15 protein-coding genes are annotated in these 17,493 nt (G+C 68.6%); 7 read left to right on the forward strand and 8 right to left on the reverse strand.

Annotation, left to right across the window (positions count from 1 at the left end):
- Positions 1–43: 43 nt before the first annotated feature.
- Positions 44–1,231 (reverse strand): Glu/Leu/Phe/Val family dehydrogenase, encoded by a 1,188-nt coding sequence (locus CHB84_RS10685; protein ID WP_089301390.1) that lies wholly within the window; start codon positions 1,229–1,231, stop codon positions 44–46.
- 249 nt (positions 1,232–1,480) lie between these two features.
- On the opposite strand from CHB84_RS10685, the gene CHB84_RS10690 reads away from it, so the two are divergent.
- On the forward strand, positions 1,481–2,398 hold the full coding sequence (locus tag CHB84_RS10690; RefSeq protein WP_089301391.1) for a LysR family transcriptional regulator: 918 nt from the start codon (positions 1,481–1,483) through the stop codon (positions 2,396–2,398).
- Positions 2,399–2,490: 92 nt separating this feature from the next.
- Here the strand turns inward: CHB84_RS10690 and CHB84_RS22880 are convergent, their stop codons facing one another.
- The 6 genes from CHB84_RS22880 to CHB84_RS10720 form a co-directional block, all read right to left on the reverse strand.
- Positions 2,491–3,312, reverse strand: a complete 822-nt coding sequence (locus tag CHB84_RS22880) for a hypothetical protein (RefSeq protein ID WP_176439901.1) — start codon at positions 3,310–3,312, stop codon at positions 2,491–2,493.
- A gap of 23 nt (positions 3,313–3,335) precedes the next feature.
- Complete coding sequence (locus CHB84_RS10700) at positions 3,336–4,127, reverse strand: L,D-transpeptidase (protein ID WP_089301393.1); 792 nt, start codon at positions 4,125–4,127, stop codon at positions 3,336–3,338.
- A 623-nt stretch (positions 4,128–4,750) separates the two neighbouring features.
- Entirely contained in the window at positions 4,751–5,578 is an 828-nt protein-coding gene (locus CHB84_RS10705; RefSeq protein WP_141134642.1) for a choice-of-anchor P family protein, read from the reverse strand.
- Positions 5,579–5,598: 20 nt separating this feature from the next.
- Positions 5,599–6,489: a L,D-transpeptidase gene (locus CHB84_RS10710; RefSeq protein ID WP_217898513.1), complete on the reverse strand. Its 891-nt coding sequence runs from the start codon at positions 6,487–6,489 to the stop codon at positions 5,599–5,601.
- A gap of 205 nt (positions 6,490–6,694) precedes the next feature.
- Positions 6,695–7,411 (reverse strand): sulfite exporter TauE/SafE family protein, encoded by a 717-nt coding sequence (locus tag CHB84_RS10715; RefSeq protein WP_089301395.1) that lies wholly within the window; start codon positions 7,409–7,411, stop codon positions 6,695–6,697.
- On the reverse strand, positions 7,408–10,218 hold the full coding sequence (locus tag CHB84_RS10720; protein WP_089301396.1) for an aconitate hydratase: 2,811 nt from the start codon (positions 10,216–10,218) through the stop codon (positions 7,408–7,410). Before CHB84_RS10720 ends, CHB84_RS10715 begins: the two co-directional genes overlap by 4 nt.
- Before the next feature lie 634 nt (positions 10,219–10,852).
- Here CHB84_RS10720 and CHB84_RS10725 point away from each other — a divergent pair.
- The 5 genes from CHB84_RS10725 (at position 10,853) to CHB84_RS10745 (ending at position 16,068) form a co-directional block, all read left to right on the forward strand.
- Positions 10,853–12,196 (forward strand): NlpC/P60 family protein, encoded by a 1,344-nt coding sequence (locus CHB84_RS10725; protein ID WP_245818670.1) that lies wholly within the window; start codon positions 10,853–10,855, stop codon positions 12,194–12,196.
- Between the two features lie 255 nt (positions 12,197–12,451).
- Entirely contained in the window at positions 12,452–13,477 is a 1,026-nt protein-coding gene (locus CHB84_RS10730) for an AAA family ATPase (RefSeq protein WP_089301442.1), read from the forward strand.
- Positions 13,478–13,489: 12 nt separating this feature from the next.
- Positions 13,490–14,443 carry a DUF58 domain-containing protein gene (locus CHB84_RS10735; RefSeq protein WP_089301398.1) on the forward strand — a complete coding sequence of 318 codons (954 nt, stop codon included), beginning with the start codon at positions 13,490–13,492 and terminating at the stop codon, positions 14,441–14,443.
- The gene (locus CHB84_RS10740; RefSeq protein WP_089301399.1) at positions 14,440–15,423 is read left to right on the forward strand and encodes a VWA domain-containing protein; all 984 of its coding nucleotides are present in this window, start codon (positions 14,440–14,442) and stop codon (positions 15,421–15,423) included. Before CHB84_RS10735 ends, CHB84_RS10740 begins: the two co-directional genes overlap by 4 nt.
- A 132-nt stretch (positions 15,424–15,555) precedes the next feature.
- Complete coding sequence (locus tag CHB84_RS10745; protein ID WP_089301400.1) at positions 15,556–16,068, forward strand: hypothetical protein; 513 nt, start codon at positions 15,556–15,558, stop codon at positions 16,066–16,068.
- A 33-nt stretch (positions 16,069–16,101) separates the two neighbouring features.
- Here CHB84_RS10745 and CHB84_RS10750 read toward each other — a convergent pair whose 3' ends face one another.
- A complete protein-coding gene (locus tag CHB84_RS10750) occupies positions 16,102–16,572 on the reverse strand; it encodes a tRNA (cytidine(34)-2'-O)-methyltransferase (protein ID WP_089301443.1) in 471 nt (156 codons plus the stop codon).
- Positions 16,573–16,743: 171 nt separating this feature from the next.
- Between CHB84_RS10750 and fabG the strand changes: the two genes are divergently transcribed.
- A complete protein-coding gene (gene fabG / locus CHB84_RS10755; RefSeq protein ID WP_089301401.1) occupies positions 16,744–17,448 on the forward strand; it encodes a 3-oxoacyl-ACP reductase FabG in 705 nt (234 codons plus the stop codon).
- Positions 17,449–17,493 lie beyond the last annotated feature (45 nt).

Consider the following 17,493-nt stretch of genomic DNA (forward strand, 5'->3'; position numbering starts at 1 on the left):
TGACGCTTTCAGTCCGCCACGCGGACTGAAAGCGTCATTCAACCTACGGGATCGCGAGGGCGCCGGAGCCGCGGGATTCGGCCTCGACGCTCTGGGCGCGGTTGCGGTCGGCGAGCGCGATTCCGGATTCACGCGGCGGAATCCGTGCCGAGTCCCAGTCCGCGAGGAGCAACGCGACCTTGGACTGCATCTCCGAGCGCAGCCGCAGGAACGAGTCCGCGGGCTCCGCGCCGACCTCGCCGAGCAGCAGCCACCATGCCCATGCCGCGGCACCCGCGTTGGCGATGAAGTCCGCGATCACCGGTACGCCCCGGGCGGTCAGCACCGCCTCCGCCTCCGGCGTGGTCGCCGCGTTCGCCGCCTCCACGACCACCTTCGCCCGGACAGCACCGACGTTGGCCTCGGTGATCGCGTACGAGATCGCGGCGGGCACGAGGATGTCGGCCTCGACGGAGGTGATCGCGTCCCTGGGCAGCTGCCGCACGTCGGCAGGGAGCCGGTCGCGGTCGATCTCGCCGTAGCCGTCCCGGAGCTCGAGGAGCATCGGGATGTCCAGGCCCTGCGGGTCGTACAGCGTGCCCCGCGCGTCGGCGACGGCCACGATCGGCACGCCTGCCTCGTGCAGGTACCAGGCGGCGCCGCCGCCCATGGTGCCCACCCCCTGCACGGCGACCGTCGTGGCGTCCTCGGTCCAGCCCCAGGCGCTCGCGATGCCGAGGCAGGCCTGTGCGACGCCGTACCCGCCGATCACGTCGCCGAGGACGTGGCCCCCGGGAACGGGCGTGTGCAGGCCCGCACGCACCCGCTGGAGGGTGCGTTGCGGGTCGGGTGCGCGCCTGATCGCGGCGTGGTAGGTCTGGTCCAGTCCGAGGGAGGCGAACACGTCGTCGATGAGGTCCTGCGGCACTCCGAGGTCCTCCGCGGTGACCCAGTGGTCGTCCAGCCAGGGCCGCATGGCCGTGCAGAACCGCTCGAGCACCCCACGCGCCTCAGGGTCCTTGGGGTCGCAGTCGATGCCGCCCTTGGCGCCGCCGATCGGCAGGTTGAACGCCGCGGTCTTGGCGTCCATCCCCCTCGCCAGATCGGCCACCTCGGAGGCGGTGCAGCCCGCCCGCATCCGGGTGCCTCCGGTGGTCAGACCGGAGACCAAGCTGTGCACGACCAGGTAGCCACGCTTTCCCGTGACCGGGTCGGTCCAGGTGACTTGCACCATGGGGTCGCGTGTCGTCATCGGTCCACCACCTCCAGACATACGCACAGATCACGGGTCGGGCCTGTCGTGGTCGGATCGTCTCACTCGGCGATCTCGAGACCAGCCGCGTGCCCATGAGGTAGTTGGCCGGCCGGCGAGGACGTCGTGGTGACTGAGGCGGTTCGATCCGTGCGACGAGCATGGGCCCCGTTGCTCCTTCCAGCATGGTTGCGCCACTGCCTGCGCGTCTAGTTACGGATCGTGGACTGGTCTGTTTATGGTTCATTCATGGACCTGTCGCTACACCGGTTGAGGATGCTGCGGGAGCTACACCGCAGGGGGACCGTGACGGCCGCGGCGTCGTCGCTGCACTACACGGCCTCGGCCGTGTCGCAGCAGCTGGCGCAGCTGGAGCGCGATGTCGGCGCGCGGTTGTTCGAGCGGATCGGCAGGCGGGTACAGCTCACCGAGCTCGGTACGTTGCTTGCCGAGCACGCCGAGGAGATCCTCGGAGCTGTCGAACGGGCCAGCATGGCGCTGGAGGAGGCACAGGAAGCGATAACGGTCCGGTTGACCACGGGTGTATTCGCGACAGTCGCGGCAGGACTGTTACCGAAGGCGATGGACACATTGGCCGGTCGGCATCCGGGGATCCAGCTGAGAACCAAGCAGCTGGCACCGGAAGCGACCGCGGTCGCGGTTCGGGACGGTGAGCTCGACCTCGCCTTCGTGATCGACTACGCCGATGCGCCGATGCCGTGGGACTCCAGCCTGCTCGGCTCGCAGATCGCCGTTGAGCGGCTGCACGTCGCCGCCCCGGCGGGGACGTTGGGCTCGGGCCCTGTGGACCTCGCGGATCTGGCCGACCAGCCGTGGATTCTCTCCGGGCCGAAGAGCCACTTCGGTACCGCCGTGCGCGCCGCGTGCTTGCGCAACGGGTTCGATCTGCGGATCACCCACGAGGTGGAGGAGCAGTCGACGGCGATGTCCATGGTGGCTGCCGGGCTCGGCGTCACGCTGGTGTCCGATCTGGGGTTGCAGTTGCGGCCGCCCGGAATGGATGCCCTCGCGCTGACCGCGCCGATCACTCGCACGGTGTCGATCGTGTATCGCAGCACCGCGCTGCGGAGGCCTGCGCTGAACCTGATCATCGACGTGGTGCGCTCCACGGCTGCCGAGATCGGGCTGTCGGCGGTCGGGCGGTAATGCATCCGTCGAGCGGGCGGGGAGAGCACAAGAACGTGGGCCCTGCCGAGAAGATCTCGGCAGGGCCCACGCGGGTCGGGGTGAGGCGGGGCTCAGCCCGTGACCGGGAGCTCGGTCTCGGTCGGAGTCGGCTTCGGGGCCGTCGGCTTGCCGTCGTCACCGTCGCCGTCGTCGCCGTCGTCGCCGTCGTCACCGTCGTCGCCGTTGTCACCGTCGTCGCCGTTGTCGCCATTGTCACCGTTGTCACCGTCATCGGCGGGACCGCCGCAGGTGACGGAACCGATGGTGATCGTCTGGCCGGCGAGCTCGTTCAGCGGGTCGATCAGCTCCGGCGGCAGAACGCCATCCTCAACGGCACCCTCGGCTCCACCGAGGACGTCGATGACAACGCCCTGGGCGGTGTAGTCGCCGTCCTCGGTCGTGCCCTGCTGATGGATCGTGACGTCAAGGACACCCGGAATCCCGTGCTCTTCTGTGCCCTCAGGGCCGGGGATGTTGACGACCTCATCCCCGCCGAGGCCCACGTACACGTGGTTCAGCGAGCTGGAGTCGCCCTCGCACTTGAGGTCTTCGACCGTCGCCACGAGGTCGAGCTGCTCAGGCAGGACAGTGGCGTCAATCTGCTTGACCTGGGCCTCGTTGTCCGCGGCGCGAACGGGCTGAATGTGGAGCTCGATGAGGTCTGACGCATCTTCAGGCACGCTGAAGGAGCTGTCTGTCACCTCGCTGCCGTCCTCCGACACCACGTGCGGTGTGGGCTCGATGGGGATGAGGCCACTCGCCGAAATGCCGAACGCTTCCGAGGTGCCCGTCTGGGCGTGCCCGGTGACCGAACCAAGCACGAGTGCGGTGACGGCGGTCGCGGCGCCCACGGCGCTGGCGCCGGCACCGGCGGCCATTGCTCGTCTTTTCATATCTCGTTGGGTCCCTTTCTGTACTATTGCTGATCCACGAGGACCGGAGTCCCTAGTGGTACCTCGGTCAGCCGCTCCAGCGCGTGCTGCGGTACGCGGATGCAGCCGTGGCTGGTCGCGGTGCCGAGGACGTCCTCTGTCGGCCAGGTGTGGATGGCCACGGTGCCCGGCCCCCCGCCGAAGTCGTCCAGCGTGTCGCTGTGCGACCCCAGCGGAAGTATCACTTCCGAGAAGGGCTGGTTGCTGTCTGTGAACGATCCCATCAGGTAGGTACGCCCCGTCGGAGTGGGGGTGTCCTCCTTGCCGATGCCGATCTCCCAGGATTCGACCTGCTCACCCTCGAAGCGCAGGTTCATTTCCATGGACTCCAGGTGGACCTCGATGACGTACGGCGTGTACGCCTCCTCGAGGTCATCCGTGGGCAGCCAGCCGGTGGACAGGTTGGGCCGTGACGGCATCAGTACCTGAACCCACCCGTCCTGCTCATCGATGACGGTCAACCAAGTGTCCCCGAGTTGCTCGGGCTCCATCCGCGCGATCGGCTCACCGTCCGGGGCGTCGTGCACCGGGGTGGTAACCGTCGGGTGGACGATCGTGCCATCCGTCTTGCCTTGCGGGTCCGGGTCCTCGGGAGCGCCCTCGATCGTGGCGTGTGTATCGGCGACCGGCAGATTCTCCAACGAGGTCGGATCCACCTCCACCGGTTCGTTCGCCGCCTGTGGCTGACCGACCTCGTCGGACCCCGTCAGCCACATGACTCCGGCCAGCACCAGTGCCACCGCCAGTACCCCGGCGACTACCGAGGCCAGCAGCATGGGCAGGCGTGACCGGCCTGAAGAACCTGAAACACCCTCATCCGACACAGTTGACTTCCCAATGATGTGGACGCACGCGGAAATTCCGGTGCCTGTCTGGTTTACCTACTTACATCCCCGAACTGCCGATGAACTTAGCATGTTCGTGAGTGGACAACTGCGAGGGATCCACCTTGTACGCACCGTGATGGTCGCGTATCCGCAACGGCGTCGCCTATTGGTGATCATGAGCTGCGAAAACGCTGTCATGGCGGGACCTGGTGGCGACGCAGCGTGAACCCGGTACAGCGCCGTGCGGCGTGTCGCGGGCGCCTTCTGGCTCCTTCGAGGCGGTTTGTCGGATGATGCCTGACCGGCGAACTTCACTCGACAGTGTGATGAGGTGACAGTGAATTCGCGGGCTACTGTGCGGTAATCGGGACCGTCGCGCGGCGCGTACCGCCACGGATCCGGCTCGTGGCGACGTCTCCGAACGCGACCCGCCTGCCGGGTCGGCCCGGGCAGTGCAAGCGCTCCCGAACGGCGCGCGGTTCGGAGCACGCCCGAACGCGCGGGCATCCGCGGGCGGGCATGACGCAGTGGCCCGGCCGGTTCACCGGCCGGGCCACTGCGATGTACGGAGGTCAGCCCGTCACGGGCAGCTGGGTCTCGACAGGAGTCGGCTTCGGAGCCATGGGCTCCTCGGGCTCATCCTGCGCCGTGCCACACGTGGCGGAGGCCAGCACGACCTCGAACTCGCCTTCGGCGATCTCGACGGCCATTGCCTGTGTGGTGAAGCCGTCGTCGTCGCTGAACTGCTTGTTGAATGTGATGTTCACCAGCGGGTCGAGCGGGATCTCCGTATTGGCGTCCGGGCCGGGGACCTCGATCTCCTGTCCGAGCAGCCGCAGGTTGGCGATCTCGAAGGTGCCGGAGTCGCCCTCGCAGGCCACCGTGATCAGGTCGGCCGACAGCAGGGCTGGAGTACCGTCCTCGGCAATGTCACACATCTGCTGCGGGCTGAGCTGCTCGGTCAGCGGATCGAGCTCTGCGGGAAGTTGCTCGCTGAGATCTTGCGTCGGGTCCTCCGCGCAGAGCTGGGTGAATCCGCTCTCGACGGGATCCAGTAGCGGCTGCAGCGCTTCCTCGAGCTCGGGTGGCAGCCCGCCCGAAGGCACGATCTCCACGTTGGCGAGCTCCACCGAGGCGTGGCTGTCGCCTGCGGTGACCGTCGCGGCTCGTAGATCCAGCAGCGGGTTGTCCGGCAGCTCCGCGAGTGAGTCGGACTGCTCGGTCCCGTCGGTGGATTGCACGTGCGGCTGCGGTGGGTCGATCACGCCGGTGATGAAGGCGCCGTAGGCCTCGGAGGGGGCCGGCGAGGCGTGCCCGGACACCGCCCCGATCAACAGTGCGGTTGCGGCGGTGAGGGAACCGACCGTGGCTCCCACTCCGGCGAGTGCTCGTCGTTTCATGTATCGCGTGCCTTTCTTCGTTATTGCTGATCCACGAGGACGAGCGTCCCCAGTGGTACCTCCGTGAGTCGGTCGAGCGCGTCCCGCGGAACGCGGATGCAGCCGTGGCTGGTTGCGGTGCCGAGGACGTCCTCTGTCGGCCAGGTGTGGATGGCCACGGTGCCCGACCCGCCGCCGAAGTCGTCCAGCGTGTCGCTGTGCGACCCCAGCGGCAGGATGACCGGGGAGAACTGCTGCGCGGCGTCGGTGAACGAACCGAGCAGGAAGGTGCGGCCTGCAGGCGTCGGTGTATCCGGCTTGCCGATACCGATGGGCCAGGAGCCGATCTCGTCGCCGCGGGAGAGCAGGCGCAGCGTCATGGACCCCAGATGCACATGGATCGTGTACGGGGTGAAGGCGCGCTCGAGGTCCTCGCCGCGGAGCCATCCGGTGGACCCGTTCGGCCTGGACGGAAGCAGCACGCGTACCCAGCCGTCGCGCTCGTCGATGACCGGCAGCCACGTGTCGCTGATCTGTGTGGGCGTCATCCTGGCGATTGCCTCGCCGCCCGGTTCGGCGTGCACCGGGGTCGGTCGCAGGGGGTGCACGATGACCCCGTCGGTGCCCTGCTGGGGAGCCGGGTCCACCGGAGCGCCCTCGACGGTGGTGTGCGTGGTGGAGTCGACCAGCTCGACGGCGCCGGTTCCGCTCTCCGCCTGTCCGGCCTGTCCGCCCTGCCCGGGCCGGCTGGTCTCGCCGGTCTGCTCGCCTTGCTCGGCGCGCCCGGGGTACTCGGCGCCGTCGGGCGACCCGATCATCCACATCAACCCGACGAGCACGACCAGCACGGCGAGCACGCCGGCGGCAGCCGAGAGCACGGCTGTCGGCCACGTGCGCGCGCCCGCGGTGGCGGAGGTGTGTCGTCCAGTCACGTGGCGGCCTTGCTGTACGAGGTCAGGATGAAGGGGAGCGATCACGATCGCTCGAATTACGAGTTATATCTACCCTGATCGGATTAACGTTACAGCGGAAACCGGGTGACGGGTCTGCTGCTGTCGTCGGCGCTTCGTTAGCGACTCGAAACCCCGGGCACCGTCGAGCCGGTTGTGACGTGGCGAAGCGGGAGCCGGACCGGCGTCAGCCGACGAGGCTGCGCACGAGCAGCGCGAGCGCGCTGGCGGTGGCGATCAGCAGGACGGCGGGCCGCATCCAGCCCGCGTCGAGGAACCGGCGGAGCGGGTTGGACAGCACGAACCCGGTGAGCATGAACGGCAGCAGCGTGCCAGCCTGGACGAGGGGGTCGGAGTGAATCTGGCCGCCGAGCGCCAACCCACCGAGCGAGAGCAGTGATCCGCACACGAAGTAGACCGCCATCGTCGAGCGGATCGTGGCTCCGTTCTGGTGCTGGTACAGCAGCGCGATGGGGGGTCCGCCGATGGTGGCGGCGGTTCCGAACGTGCCTCCTGCCACGCCACCGAGTACGAGTGCGCGCGGCGTCGGCTGCGGGTGCCAGGTCGTGACCGACAGCAGCACGCAGACCAGTACGGACAGGCCTACGACGACGGAGAACGGGCGGGGAGCCAGGGAGGCGACGATGAGCACGCCGAGTGCCACTCCGGGAACCCGCCCAGCGATGGCCCAGCCGACGCCGGACCAGTCGGTGTGCCGGTGCTCGCGTGCGACGGCCAGCATCGCGTGCACGGCGCTGACCAGCAGCAACGGCACCGGCACCAGGCTGGCATCGACCAGCGCCAGTACGGGCGCGGCCAGCAGGTTCATCCCGTAGCCGGCCGCGCCCTGTACGACAGCGCCGACGAACAGCGCCAGCCCTGCGACGAGCAGGGCCTGTGTCACGACTGCAGCATGTTGCGCAGCACGTACTGCAGGATGCCGCCGTTGCGGTAGTAGTCGGCCTCGCCCGGGGTGTCGATGCGGACGTCGGCGTCGAACCGCACCGTGGAGCCGTCCTGGCGGGTGGCTGTGACCCGCACCGTCTCCGGGGTGCTCCCGTCGTTCAGCGCGGTGATCCCGCTGATGTCGAAGGTCTCCGTGCCGTCGATGCCCAGCGAGTCCGCCGACTCCCCGCTCGGGAACTGCAGCGGGATGACGCCCATGCCGATCAGGTTGGAGCGGTGGATCCGTTCGAAGGACTCGGCGATGACCGCCCGGACCCCGAGCAGGCGGGTGCCCTTGGCTGCCCAGTCCCGCGACGAGCCCGAGCCGTACTCCTTGCCGCCGAGCACGACCAGAGGGATGTCCTGCTGGGCGTAGTTCTGCGCGGCGTCGAAGATGAACGACTGCGGACCGCCCGGCTGGGTGAAGTCGCGGGTGTAGCCACCCTGCACGTCGTCGAGCAGCAGGTTGCGCAGGCGGATGTTGGCGAAGGTGCCGCGGATCATCACCTCGTGGTTGCCCCTGCGGGAACCGTAGGAGTTGAAGTCCTTGCGCTCGATGCCCTGCGCCGCCAGGTACTGGCCTGCGGGGGAGTCGAGCTTGATCGCGCCTGCGGGCGAGATGTGGTCGGTGGTCACCGAGTCACCGAGCTTGGCGAGTACCCGCGCCCCGCTGATGTCGGTCACCGGTGCGGGCTCGAGCCGCATGCCGTCGAAGTACGGGGGCTTGCGCACGTAGGTGGAGTCGGCATCCCACTCGAAGGTCTTGCCGGTCGGCGTGGGCAAGGACTTCCACCGCTGCCCACCGTCGAACACGTCGGCGTAGTCCTGGGTGAACATGTCCTTGGTGATCGACGAGTCGATCGTCCGCTGGATCTCGGCGGGGGTCGGCCAGATGTCGGCCAGGTATACGGGTTGTCCGTCGCGGTCGGTGCCGAGCGGCTGGTTGTCGAAGTCGAAGTCCATCGTCCCCGCGAGCGCGTATGCGATGACCAGCGGAGGCGACGCGAGGTAGTTCATCTTCACGTCAGGGTTGATGCGGCCCTCGAAGTTGCGGTTACCGGACAGTACCGACACCGCCGCCAGGTCGTTGTCCGCGATCGCCTCGGAGATCTCCTGTGACAGCGGTCCCGAGTTGCCGATACAGGTCGTGCAGCCGTATCCGACCAGGTGGAAGCCCAGCTTCTCCAGGTACGGCCACAGGCCCGCGCGCTCGTAGTAGTCGGTGACCACCTGCGAGCCGGGCGCCATCGACGTCTTGACCCACGGCTTGGACTCCAGACCCTTCTCCACGGCGTTACGGGCCAGCAGGGCCGCGCCGAGCATCACCGACGGGTTGGAGGTGTTGGTGCACGAGGTGATGGAGGCGATCACCACGGCCCCGTGGTCGAGCTCGAACTGGCCGCGCTCGCTCGAGTTCACCGTCACCGGTTTGGACGGCCTGCCGTTCGAGCCTGCCGCCGCGGACCGCGCGGGACTGCGGTCCTCGGTGCCGAAGGACAGCGACGGTGCGTCGCTGGCGGGGAAGGACTCCTCGTCGACCTCGTCCAGGTTGGTGTGCGGCACCTGTTCGTCGTGGGTGACGTAGTCGCGCAGCGACTGCCGGAACGAGGGCCGCGCGGCGGACAGCGCGACGCGGTCCTGCGGCCGCTTCGGGCCTGCGATCGACGGTACGACGGTGGACAGGTCGAGCTCGAGGTACTCGGAGTAGACCGGCTCCCTGGCAGGGTCGTGCCACAGGCCTTGCTCCTTGGCGTATGCCTCGACCAGGTCGAGCTGCTCCTGCGGGCGCCCGGTCAGGGTGAGGTAGCGCAGCGTCTCCTCGTCGATCGGGAAGATCGCGGCTGTGGAGCCGAACTCGGGGCTCATGTTGCCGATGGTCGCGCGGTTGGCCAGCGGCACCGCACCGACACTCTCGCCGTAGAACTCGACGAACTTACCGACGACGCCGTGCTCACGCAGCATCTCGGTGATGGTCAGCACCACGTCCGTTGCGGTGACGCCCGGCTGGAGGTCGCCGGAGAGCTTGAAGCCGACCACGCGGGGGATGAGCATGGACACCGGCTGGCCGAGCATGGCCGCCTCGGCCTCGATACCTCCGACGCCCCAGCCGAGGACGCCGAGACCGTTGACCATGGTGGTGTGCGAGTCGGTGCCGACGCAGGTGTCCGGGTAGGCCTGACCGTTGCGCGCCATCACCGAGCGGGCCAGGTACTCGATGTTGACCTGGTGCACGATCCCGGTGCCCGGCGGGACGACCTTGAACTCGTCGAACGCGTTCTGGCCCCAGCGCAGGAACTGGTAGCGCTCCTTGTTCCGCTCGTACTCGAACTCGACGTTGCGTTCGAACGCATCGGAGCTGCCGAACACGTCGATGATCACGGAGTGGTCGATGACCAACTCTGCGGGCGCGAGCGGATTGACCTTGTCGGGGTCACCGCCGAGTTCGGTGACGGCTTCACGCATGGTGGCGAGGTCGACGACGCAGGGCACACCGGTGAAGTCCTGCATGATGACCCGGCCGGGGGTGAACTGGATCTCCGTCGACGGTTCCGCTTTCGGGTCCCAGCCGGCCAGCGCGGAGATCTGGTCGGCGGTGATGTTCTTCCCGTCCTCGGTACGGAGCAGGTTCTCCAGGAGGATCTTCAGGCTGTAGGGGAGGCGCTCGGAGCCGGCGACGGAGTCGAGGCGGAACACCTCGTAGGATTCGTCTCCTACCCGGAGCGTGGAGCGGGAGCCAAAGCTGTCCTTACTTGCGGGTGCAGTCACGTCTGTCTCCATCGAGGTCGACACAGTTCGGGCTTGTATCGGGCTTGTCGGTACAGCGGTGCGGGGAGGTGTCCGTTGCCGGGAGCCCGGGCAGCGGCCGGGTAACGGCCGTGTGGTGGCCACGGGAAGGCACAGCAGTCGGCCCGCGACAGTAAACCGTACGCCTGTCCTTTTTATAGATCAAGCGTACCCCGTCCCGTGTCCGGCGTGGCGCCGGGACGGGGCGAGGGGGCAGGCCATCCGGAGCGCAGAAACGTTTCCCGTTTGTCTGGTTCGGCTACCGGCGTGACCTTTCGGGGCTTTCCCCGGCCTTTCCGCGCCCATTCGACTTCCGGAGCGCCTGCCCTGGCCAAGTGCAGGAATGGCGAACTGCACCCAACCCGATCGGGTGAGATTCATATCCCTTACCCGCAGTGGCTTGGCAGGAAATTGGGCTGCTGACCTGTGGTTGAAGTGACATGTGAGGTGTGTGTGCATTCGTGTTGTGCGAATGTATATGAGTGATAGGTGGTATCGGATTGTCGCCTGTGGCAAAGTTTTGTTGCTGAGGTTGACAGCTCTGCGGAACCGTCGGATTCGCGCAGGTGAAACCGCGTCCGGCGCGCGGGCGGGCCCGCTTCAGGAGGTGGAGTTCGTGCTGGTGGCGAAACGGTCCAGGGGAGAGCGCGGCCGGTCCGTGCGAGGGCTGGTCGCCGCCGCAGCGACCGCGCTTGTCGTGGCTGTCGGGATGCCGGCGACGGCGGGTGCCGTTCCGCCCCCACCGCCGAATCCCAGCGACAGCGAGCTCGAGCAGAGCAGGGAACGGGAGCGGGAGCACGCGGGCGAGGTCGGCGAGCTGACCAACGAGCTGGCCGAGGCCGAGGATCGCCTCTCGCAGGCCCGTGCCGAGGTGGCCAGGAAGGAAGAGCTGGTCAACAAGGCGCAGGTCGACCTGGCCTCGGCGGAGGAGGCCGCCGCGGAGGCCGAGCGTGCGGCCGAACGGGCGCAGCGGGACTCCGAGCGTGCGGCCGAGGACCTCGAAGCCGCACGGCAGCGTGCGGACGAGTTCATCTCCGGCAGCTACCAGCAAGGCAGCACGGTGGGGTCGGTGACAGCCTATGTCGGCTCGAGCAGCCGCGAGGAGCTGCTTGCCAGGGAACAGCTGCTCGGCGCCATGGGGGACAGCGAGGGTGAGGCCCTCGAGGGCGTGCGTGCCGCTCGGGTGGACAAGTCCAATGCCGATGCCGCGGCCAGGGAGGCCGCCGAGATCGCGGAGCAGCGGCAGCGGGAGGCCGAGGAAGCCGCGCACGCGGCTGAAGCCGCCTACGAGGATGCGGTCGAGGCACGGAGCTCGCAGGCGGAGCGGACCGAGCGGCTGGAGGCCGAGCGGGACGAGGTCGCCGAGAGACTCTACGAGGCGCAGTCCCGCGTGTCGGATCTGGAAGGGCAGCGGCAGCGCTACGAGGACTGGCGCGAGGAGAAGCGCCGCGAGGAGGAGAAGCAGGCCCAGCAGGCCGCACTGGCCGCGGCCGAGAGTTCCGGCTCGAGTGGCGGCCAGGCGCAGCAGGCACAGTCGTCCAACGTCTCGGTCGAGACCGTGGTCCAGCGCGCCAAGTCACAGCTCGGCGTGCCCTACGCCTGGGGTGGAGGGAACACCCAGGGGCCGACACGCGGCGTCCGGGACGGCGGGGTCGCCGACGCGCACGGTGACTACAAGAAGATCGGTTTCGACTGCTCGGGCCTGATGGTGTACGCCTTCGCGCCGCACCGCACGCTCGCGAAGTACAGCGGGTACCAGTACGACGAGGGCCGGAAGGTGCCGCTGTCCCAGAAACGACGCGGTGACCTGCTGTTCTGGGGGACACAGGGAATCCATCACGTGGCGATGTACCTGGGCAACGGTCAGATGATCGAGGCGCCCCAGTCGGGAGGGCACGTGCGGATCGTTCCGGTGCGCTACGGCGACATCCTGCCGTATGCCACCCGCGTCATCGAGTAACCGTCCGCGGCCCGAAACGGTCCTCCCTGCCCCCTTCACAACGGTCATACCGCGCGTGTAGCAGGGTATGTGGTGGCGCGCGGGTCTCGTGCGAGCGAGGCCGGTGCGCCGCGCCATGAGCCGCCTGCACAGGTACGTACCGAGGGAGGAACTGTGAGCGAGCCCGGCGACGCCGGCAACCAGGGAGACGGCGAGGTTCGGCACGACGACGCTCGTGTCGACCGCACGGAGCCTTCTCCCGGTACCGCGAACGCGGTGGAGTCGACGCCCGCCCGCGATGCCCAGCTACTCGAGCAGACGGTGTTCGAGGTCAAACGGGTCATCGTGGGTCAGGACAGGCTCGTGGAGCGGATGCTGGTCGGTCTGCTCGCCAAGGGGCACCTGCTGCTCGAGGGCGTTCCCGGTGTGGCCAAGACGCTGGCCGTGGAGACGTTCGCGCGGGTGGTCGGCGGGTCGTTCTCCCGCGTGCAGTTCACCCCCGACCTGGTTCCTGCGGACATCATCGGGACCCGCATCTACCGGCAGGGTCAGGAGCAGTTCGACGTCGAGCTCGGCCCGGTGGTCGCCAACTTCGTGCTCGCCGACGAGGTCAACCGCGCGCCCGCGAAGGTGCAGTCGGCCATGCTCGAGACGATGGCCGAGCAGCACGTCTCGATCGGCGGGGCGACGTACCCGATGCCCGAGCCGTTCCTTGTGCTTGCCACGCAGAACCCCATCGAGAACGAGGGCGTGTACCCGCTGCCCGAGGCCCAGCGGGACCGCTTCCTGTTCAAGATCGTCGTCGACTACCCCTCGGCCGAGGAAGAGCGCGAGATCGTCTACCGGATGGGCGTGGAACCACCCGAACCGCATCAGGTACTCACCCCAGACGAGCTCAAGCGGTTGCAGGGGGTCGCATCGCACGTGTTCGTCCATCACGCCCTTGTGGACTACGTCATCCGGCTGGTTCTCGCGACGCGGACTCCCCGCGAACACGGCCTGTCCGATGTGTCCGGCTGGGTCTCCTACGGGGCATCGCCGCGCGCGAGCCTGGGGATCATCGCCTCGGCCCGTGCGCTCGCCCTGGTGCGCGGGCGTGACTACGTGCTCCCGCAAGACGTGGTGGACGTCGCGCCGGACGTGCTGCGCCACCGACTGGTGCTGTCCTACGACGCGCTAGCCGATGGCGTTCCTGTGGACCACATCGTGAACAGGGTGCTGCAGACCGTGCCGCTGCCGCAGGTCTCCGCGCGGCCACACGCCGGTAGTGGGCAGCCGATGTCGGCTGGTGTGTCCGGATAGGCCGGATAGTCGATGGCATCCACTCAGGACGGCGCAGGAGGCGAGCGCACCTCGTGGGCTCCGCCGGTGCTGCGCGGGGAACGGCTCGAGTCGGGCCTGCGTACCCTGGAACTGGAGGTCCGGCGACGCCTGGACGGTTTGCTGCAGGGCAACCACCTGGGGCTGGTACCGGGTCCGGGGTCGGAACCGGGTGAGGCACGGCCGTACCAGCCCGGCGATGATGTCCGGCGGATGGATTGGGCGGTGACGGCGCGCACCGCACACCCGCACATCAGGGAGACCATCGCGGACCGGGAGCTGGAGACGTGGGTCGCTGCCGATCTGTCTCCGAGCCTCGACTTCGGCACAGCCGTCTGCGAGAAGCGCGACCTCGTGGTGTGCGCGACCGCCGCCATCGGCCACTTGACGCAGGGGGGCGGCAACAGGATCGGCGCGTTGCTGTCCAACGGTGCCACGACGAAGCGGATGCCGGCCCGTGGTGGTCGCGCGCACGCGCGCGCGCTGGTGCGTTCGGTGGCCGAGATGCCGCGCGCCGACGTGGGAACCCGGGGTGATCTGGCCGCCATGGTCGAGCGACTCCGGCGACCGCCGCGACGCAGGGGACTGGTCGTTGTCGTGTCGGACTTCCTCGGTGCGACGGACTGGGAGCGCCCGCTGAGGGCGCTGTCTGCGCGCCACGACCTCATCGCGATCGAGGTGCTGGACCCGCGGGACGTCGAGTTGCCGGACGTCGGGACGGTGGTGCTGTCCGACCCCGAGACGGGCAAGCAACGCGACGTGCATGCCTCGGCTCGGCTACGCAAGGAGTTCGCGGCCGCCGCGCAGGCTCATCGCGACGAGGTCGCGAGGGCACTGCGTCGTGCGGGAGCGGGCCACCTCGTGCTACGGACCGACTCGGACTGGATCGCGGACATGGTGCGGTTCGTGGTGGCACGCAAACGCCTGTGGTCTGGGGGAACGGGATGAGCGTCTCCGGGTTCGCCGCGCCGTGGTGGTTCCTGCTGCTGATCGTGCTCGCGGCGGTCGCTGCGGGGTACGTCCTCGTGCAACGCTCGCGGCGCAGGCGGACGTTGCGGTTCGCCAATCTCGAGCTGCTCAACAGGATCGCGCCGAGCTCGCCCGGCTGGGTCCGCCACGTACCGGCTGTGCTGCTGCTGGTGTCGTTGATGCTGCTGACGTTCGGCCTGGCAGGGCCAACCGCGGAGCAGAGGGTGCCGCGCGATCGCGCGACCGTGATCCTGGCGATCGACGTGTCGCTGTCGATGGAGGCAACCGACATCGATCCGACGAGGCTGGACGCGGCCAAGGATGCGGCGCTGACGTTCCTCGAGGAGATCCCCGACGGGGTGAACCTGGGGATCGTGTCGTTCGCGGGTACGGCGAGCGTCCTGGTCTCGCCGACCACGCAGCGGGAGAGCGCGCGCAACGCCATCGAGAACCTGTCGTTGGCCCGCTCGACCGCCACCGGGGAGGGAATCTTCGCCTCGCTGCAAGCCATCGAGGGGTTCTCCGCGGTCGTGGGCGGCGCCGAGGGGCCGCCCCCCGCCAAGATCGTGCTGATGGCCGACGGCAAGCAGACGGTGCCGACCCAGGACCCGACCGATCCGCGTGGGGCATACACGGCCGCACGCGCGGCGGACGACGCGGACGTGCCGATCTCGACGATCTCGTTCGGGACCCAGCGTGGCACCGTGGAGATCGAGGAGCGAGATATCCCCGTTCCTGTCGACGACGTCGCCATGGACGAGATCGCCCGCATCACGGGCGGGGACTTCCACAAGGCCGCCACGGCCGAGCAGATCAAGGACGTCTACGCGGACCTCGGCGAGCAGATCGGTTACGAGATCGAGGAGTCCGATGCCAGCCGCCCGTGGATGGCGCTCGGCGCGATCATGCTGGTCGTGGCTGCGGGCTCGTCCCTGTTCCTCGGCCAGCGGCTGCCCTGACCGGCAGGCATGACGGGCAGGCATGACGGGCGCCGTCGTGGTGGATGCGGCTACGCGGTCGGGTACCGGTCGCGCGGGGGTTACCGGCTCGACGTGTGGCGGCGTCGGTAGCGTGCCTTACTCTTGAGGGTCATGACGGCCGGAGACGACGAGCGCCGGCGGACTACGGGAGAGCAGGCCCTGCCCGCGCGCCTGCCGCCCCGGTCCGTGGACACCAGCGTCATGTTGTGGGCGGTCGCGGCAGGTCTCGCACTGGTGAGCGTGCTGCTCGCGCTGGTGCTGCTGGACGAGCTGACGGCACGGGGCGCCGGGCAGGTAGGGGCGTCGACTCCGGCCGGTGCCGAGTCGATCGCGCGGACGGCGACGGTGTTCGGCATCGCACTACGACTCGGGCTGGCCTGCGCACTGGCCGTGCTGGCGTTCGTGATGCGCGGGGGAGCGAACCGGGTACGGGTCGCGCTGGCCACCGTGGGGGCCCTGTGGGTCGTCGGCGCCCTGTTGAGCCTGGACGACGCGCTGGCTGTCGGTGGGCTGGGCATGGTGATGGGGCTGCTCCGGCTGTGCTCGGCCGGGCTGATGGTCGCGGCTACCGTGCTGATGTTCCGCGCTCCTGCCAACGCGTACTTCGCGAGCCGTTCCGGCTGAGCCCGGAGAACCGCGGCGGCGAGCGTCAGGCGGTCACGGCCGTGCCGCGCCTGCGAACGCGTGCTGGCGCCAGGCCTCGTAGACCGTGACGGCCGCGGAGTTGGCGAGGTTGAGTGAGCGGCTCCGCGGCATCATCGGCAGTCGCAGCCGGTCGGTCACCCACGGTGCGTGCGCGACCTCCTCGGGCAGCCCGACCGACTCCGGCCCGAACAGCAGCATGTCGTCGGTGCGGTACGTGACATCGGTGTAGTCGCGGGAGGCCGCGGTGGTGAAGGCATAGACGTTGCCGGGCGCGAGCGCCTCGCGGGCCGCGTCGATATCCGGATGGACGTGCACGTTCGCGAGCTCGTGGTAGTCCAGGCCGGCACGCCTGAGGTGGCTGGCCTCCAGCGAGAACCCGAGTGGCTCGATCAGGTGTAACTCCGCACCCGTATTGGCGGCGAGCCGGATGGCGTTGCCCGTGTTGGGTGGGATCTCCGGGTGGTAGAACACGAGTCGGAACACGATGGCTGGCTCCACGGTCGCGTGGTGGTGCTGGGCTGCCCTGATGGGCTGATCCTCGCATCCACCGGCCCGGAACGGCATGGCGCATGCCACTCGGGGCGACCGACTGAGCGGTAACTCGATAGCCTCGTGCGCGACGATGGTTCCGTCAACGGATGAGGAGACAAGCACGTGGCACGTTCGGTTCTCGTTACCGGTGGCAATCGGGGCATCGGGCTGGCGATCGCACGCGACCTGGCGGCCCGGGGGGACAGGGTCGCCGTGACGCACCGTGGCTCGGGCGCACCCGACGACCTGCTCGGGGTGCAGGCCGATATCACCGATGCCGAACAGGTCGACGCCGCGTTCTCCGAGGTCGAGAAGCACCAGGGACCTGTCGAGGTCCTCGTGTCCAATGCCGGCATCACCGATGACACGCTGCTGATGCGGATGGCGGAGGAGCAGTTCACCCAGGTCGTCGATGCGAACCTGGCTGGGGCATACCGGGTGGCCAAGCGGGCCGCCCGCGGAATGCTGCGCGCCAAATGGGGACGGATGGTGTTCATCTCCTCGGTCGTCGGCCTTGGCGGCGGCGCGGGCCAGGTCAACTACGCGGCGAGCAAGGCCGGGCTCGTCGGGATGGCGCGCTCGATCACCCGCGAGCTGGGATCGCGTAACATTACGGCGAACGTGGTCGCGCCAGGGTTCGTGGTCACCGACATGACTGACGCGCTGAGTGAGGAGCAACGTGCCGCCGCGCTCGACCGGATCCCTGCGGGTCGTTACGCGCAGCCGGGCGAGGTGGCGAGCGCGGTGAACTTCCTCGCATCCGACGAGGCCGCTTACATCAACGGGGCCGTGCTTCCCGTCGATGGTGGCCTCGGAATGGGTCACTGACCGCGCGAACCGACACACCGACCATTCCACCGATCGTCCGAACTG

Origin of the sequence: Haloechinothrix alba (assembly GCF_900188115.1) — a bacterium.
GTDB lineage: Bacteria > Actinomycetota > Actinomycetes > Mycobacteriales > Pseudonocardiaceae > Haloechinothrix > Haloechinothrix alba.

Excerpts from the sequence above, each read along its gene's own strand:
- CHB84_RS10685 (WP_089301390.1), bottom strand. The coding sequence starts at position 1,231 with ATGACGACACGCGACCCCATGGTGCAAGTCACCTGGACCGACCCGGTC.
- CHB84_RS10690 (WP_089301391.1), top strand. The coding sequence starts at position 1,481 with ATGGACCTGTCGCTACACCGGTTGAGGATGCTGCGGGAGCTACACCGC.
- CHB84_RS22880 (WP_176439901.1), bottom strand. The coding sequence starts at position 3,312 with ATGAAAAGACGAGCAATGGCCGCCGGTGCCGGCGCCAGCGCCGTGGGC.
- CHB84_RS10700 (WP_089301393.1), bottom strand. The coding sequence starts at position 4,127 with ATGCTGCTGGCCTCGGTAGTCGCCGGGGTACTGGCGGTGGCACTGGTG.
- CHB84_RS10705 (WP_141134642.1), bottom strand. The coding sequence starts at position 5,578 with ATGAAACGACGAGCACTCGCCGGAGTGGGAGCCACGGTCGGTTCCCTC.
- CHB84_RS10735 (WP_089301398.1), top strand. The coding sequence starts at position 13,490 with ATGGCATCCACTCAGGACGGCGCAGGAGGCGAGCGCACCTCGTGGGCT.
- CHB84_RS10740 (WP_089301399.1), top strand. The coding sequence starts at position 14,440 with ATGAGCGTCTCCGGGTTCGCCGCGCCGTGGTGGTTCCTGCTGCTGATC.
- CHB84_RS10745 (WP_089301400.1), top strand. The coding sequence starts at position 15,556 with ATGACGGCCGGAGACGACGAGCGCCGGCGGACTACGGGAGAGCAGGCC.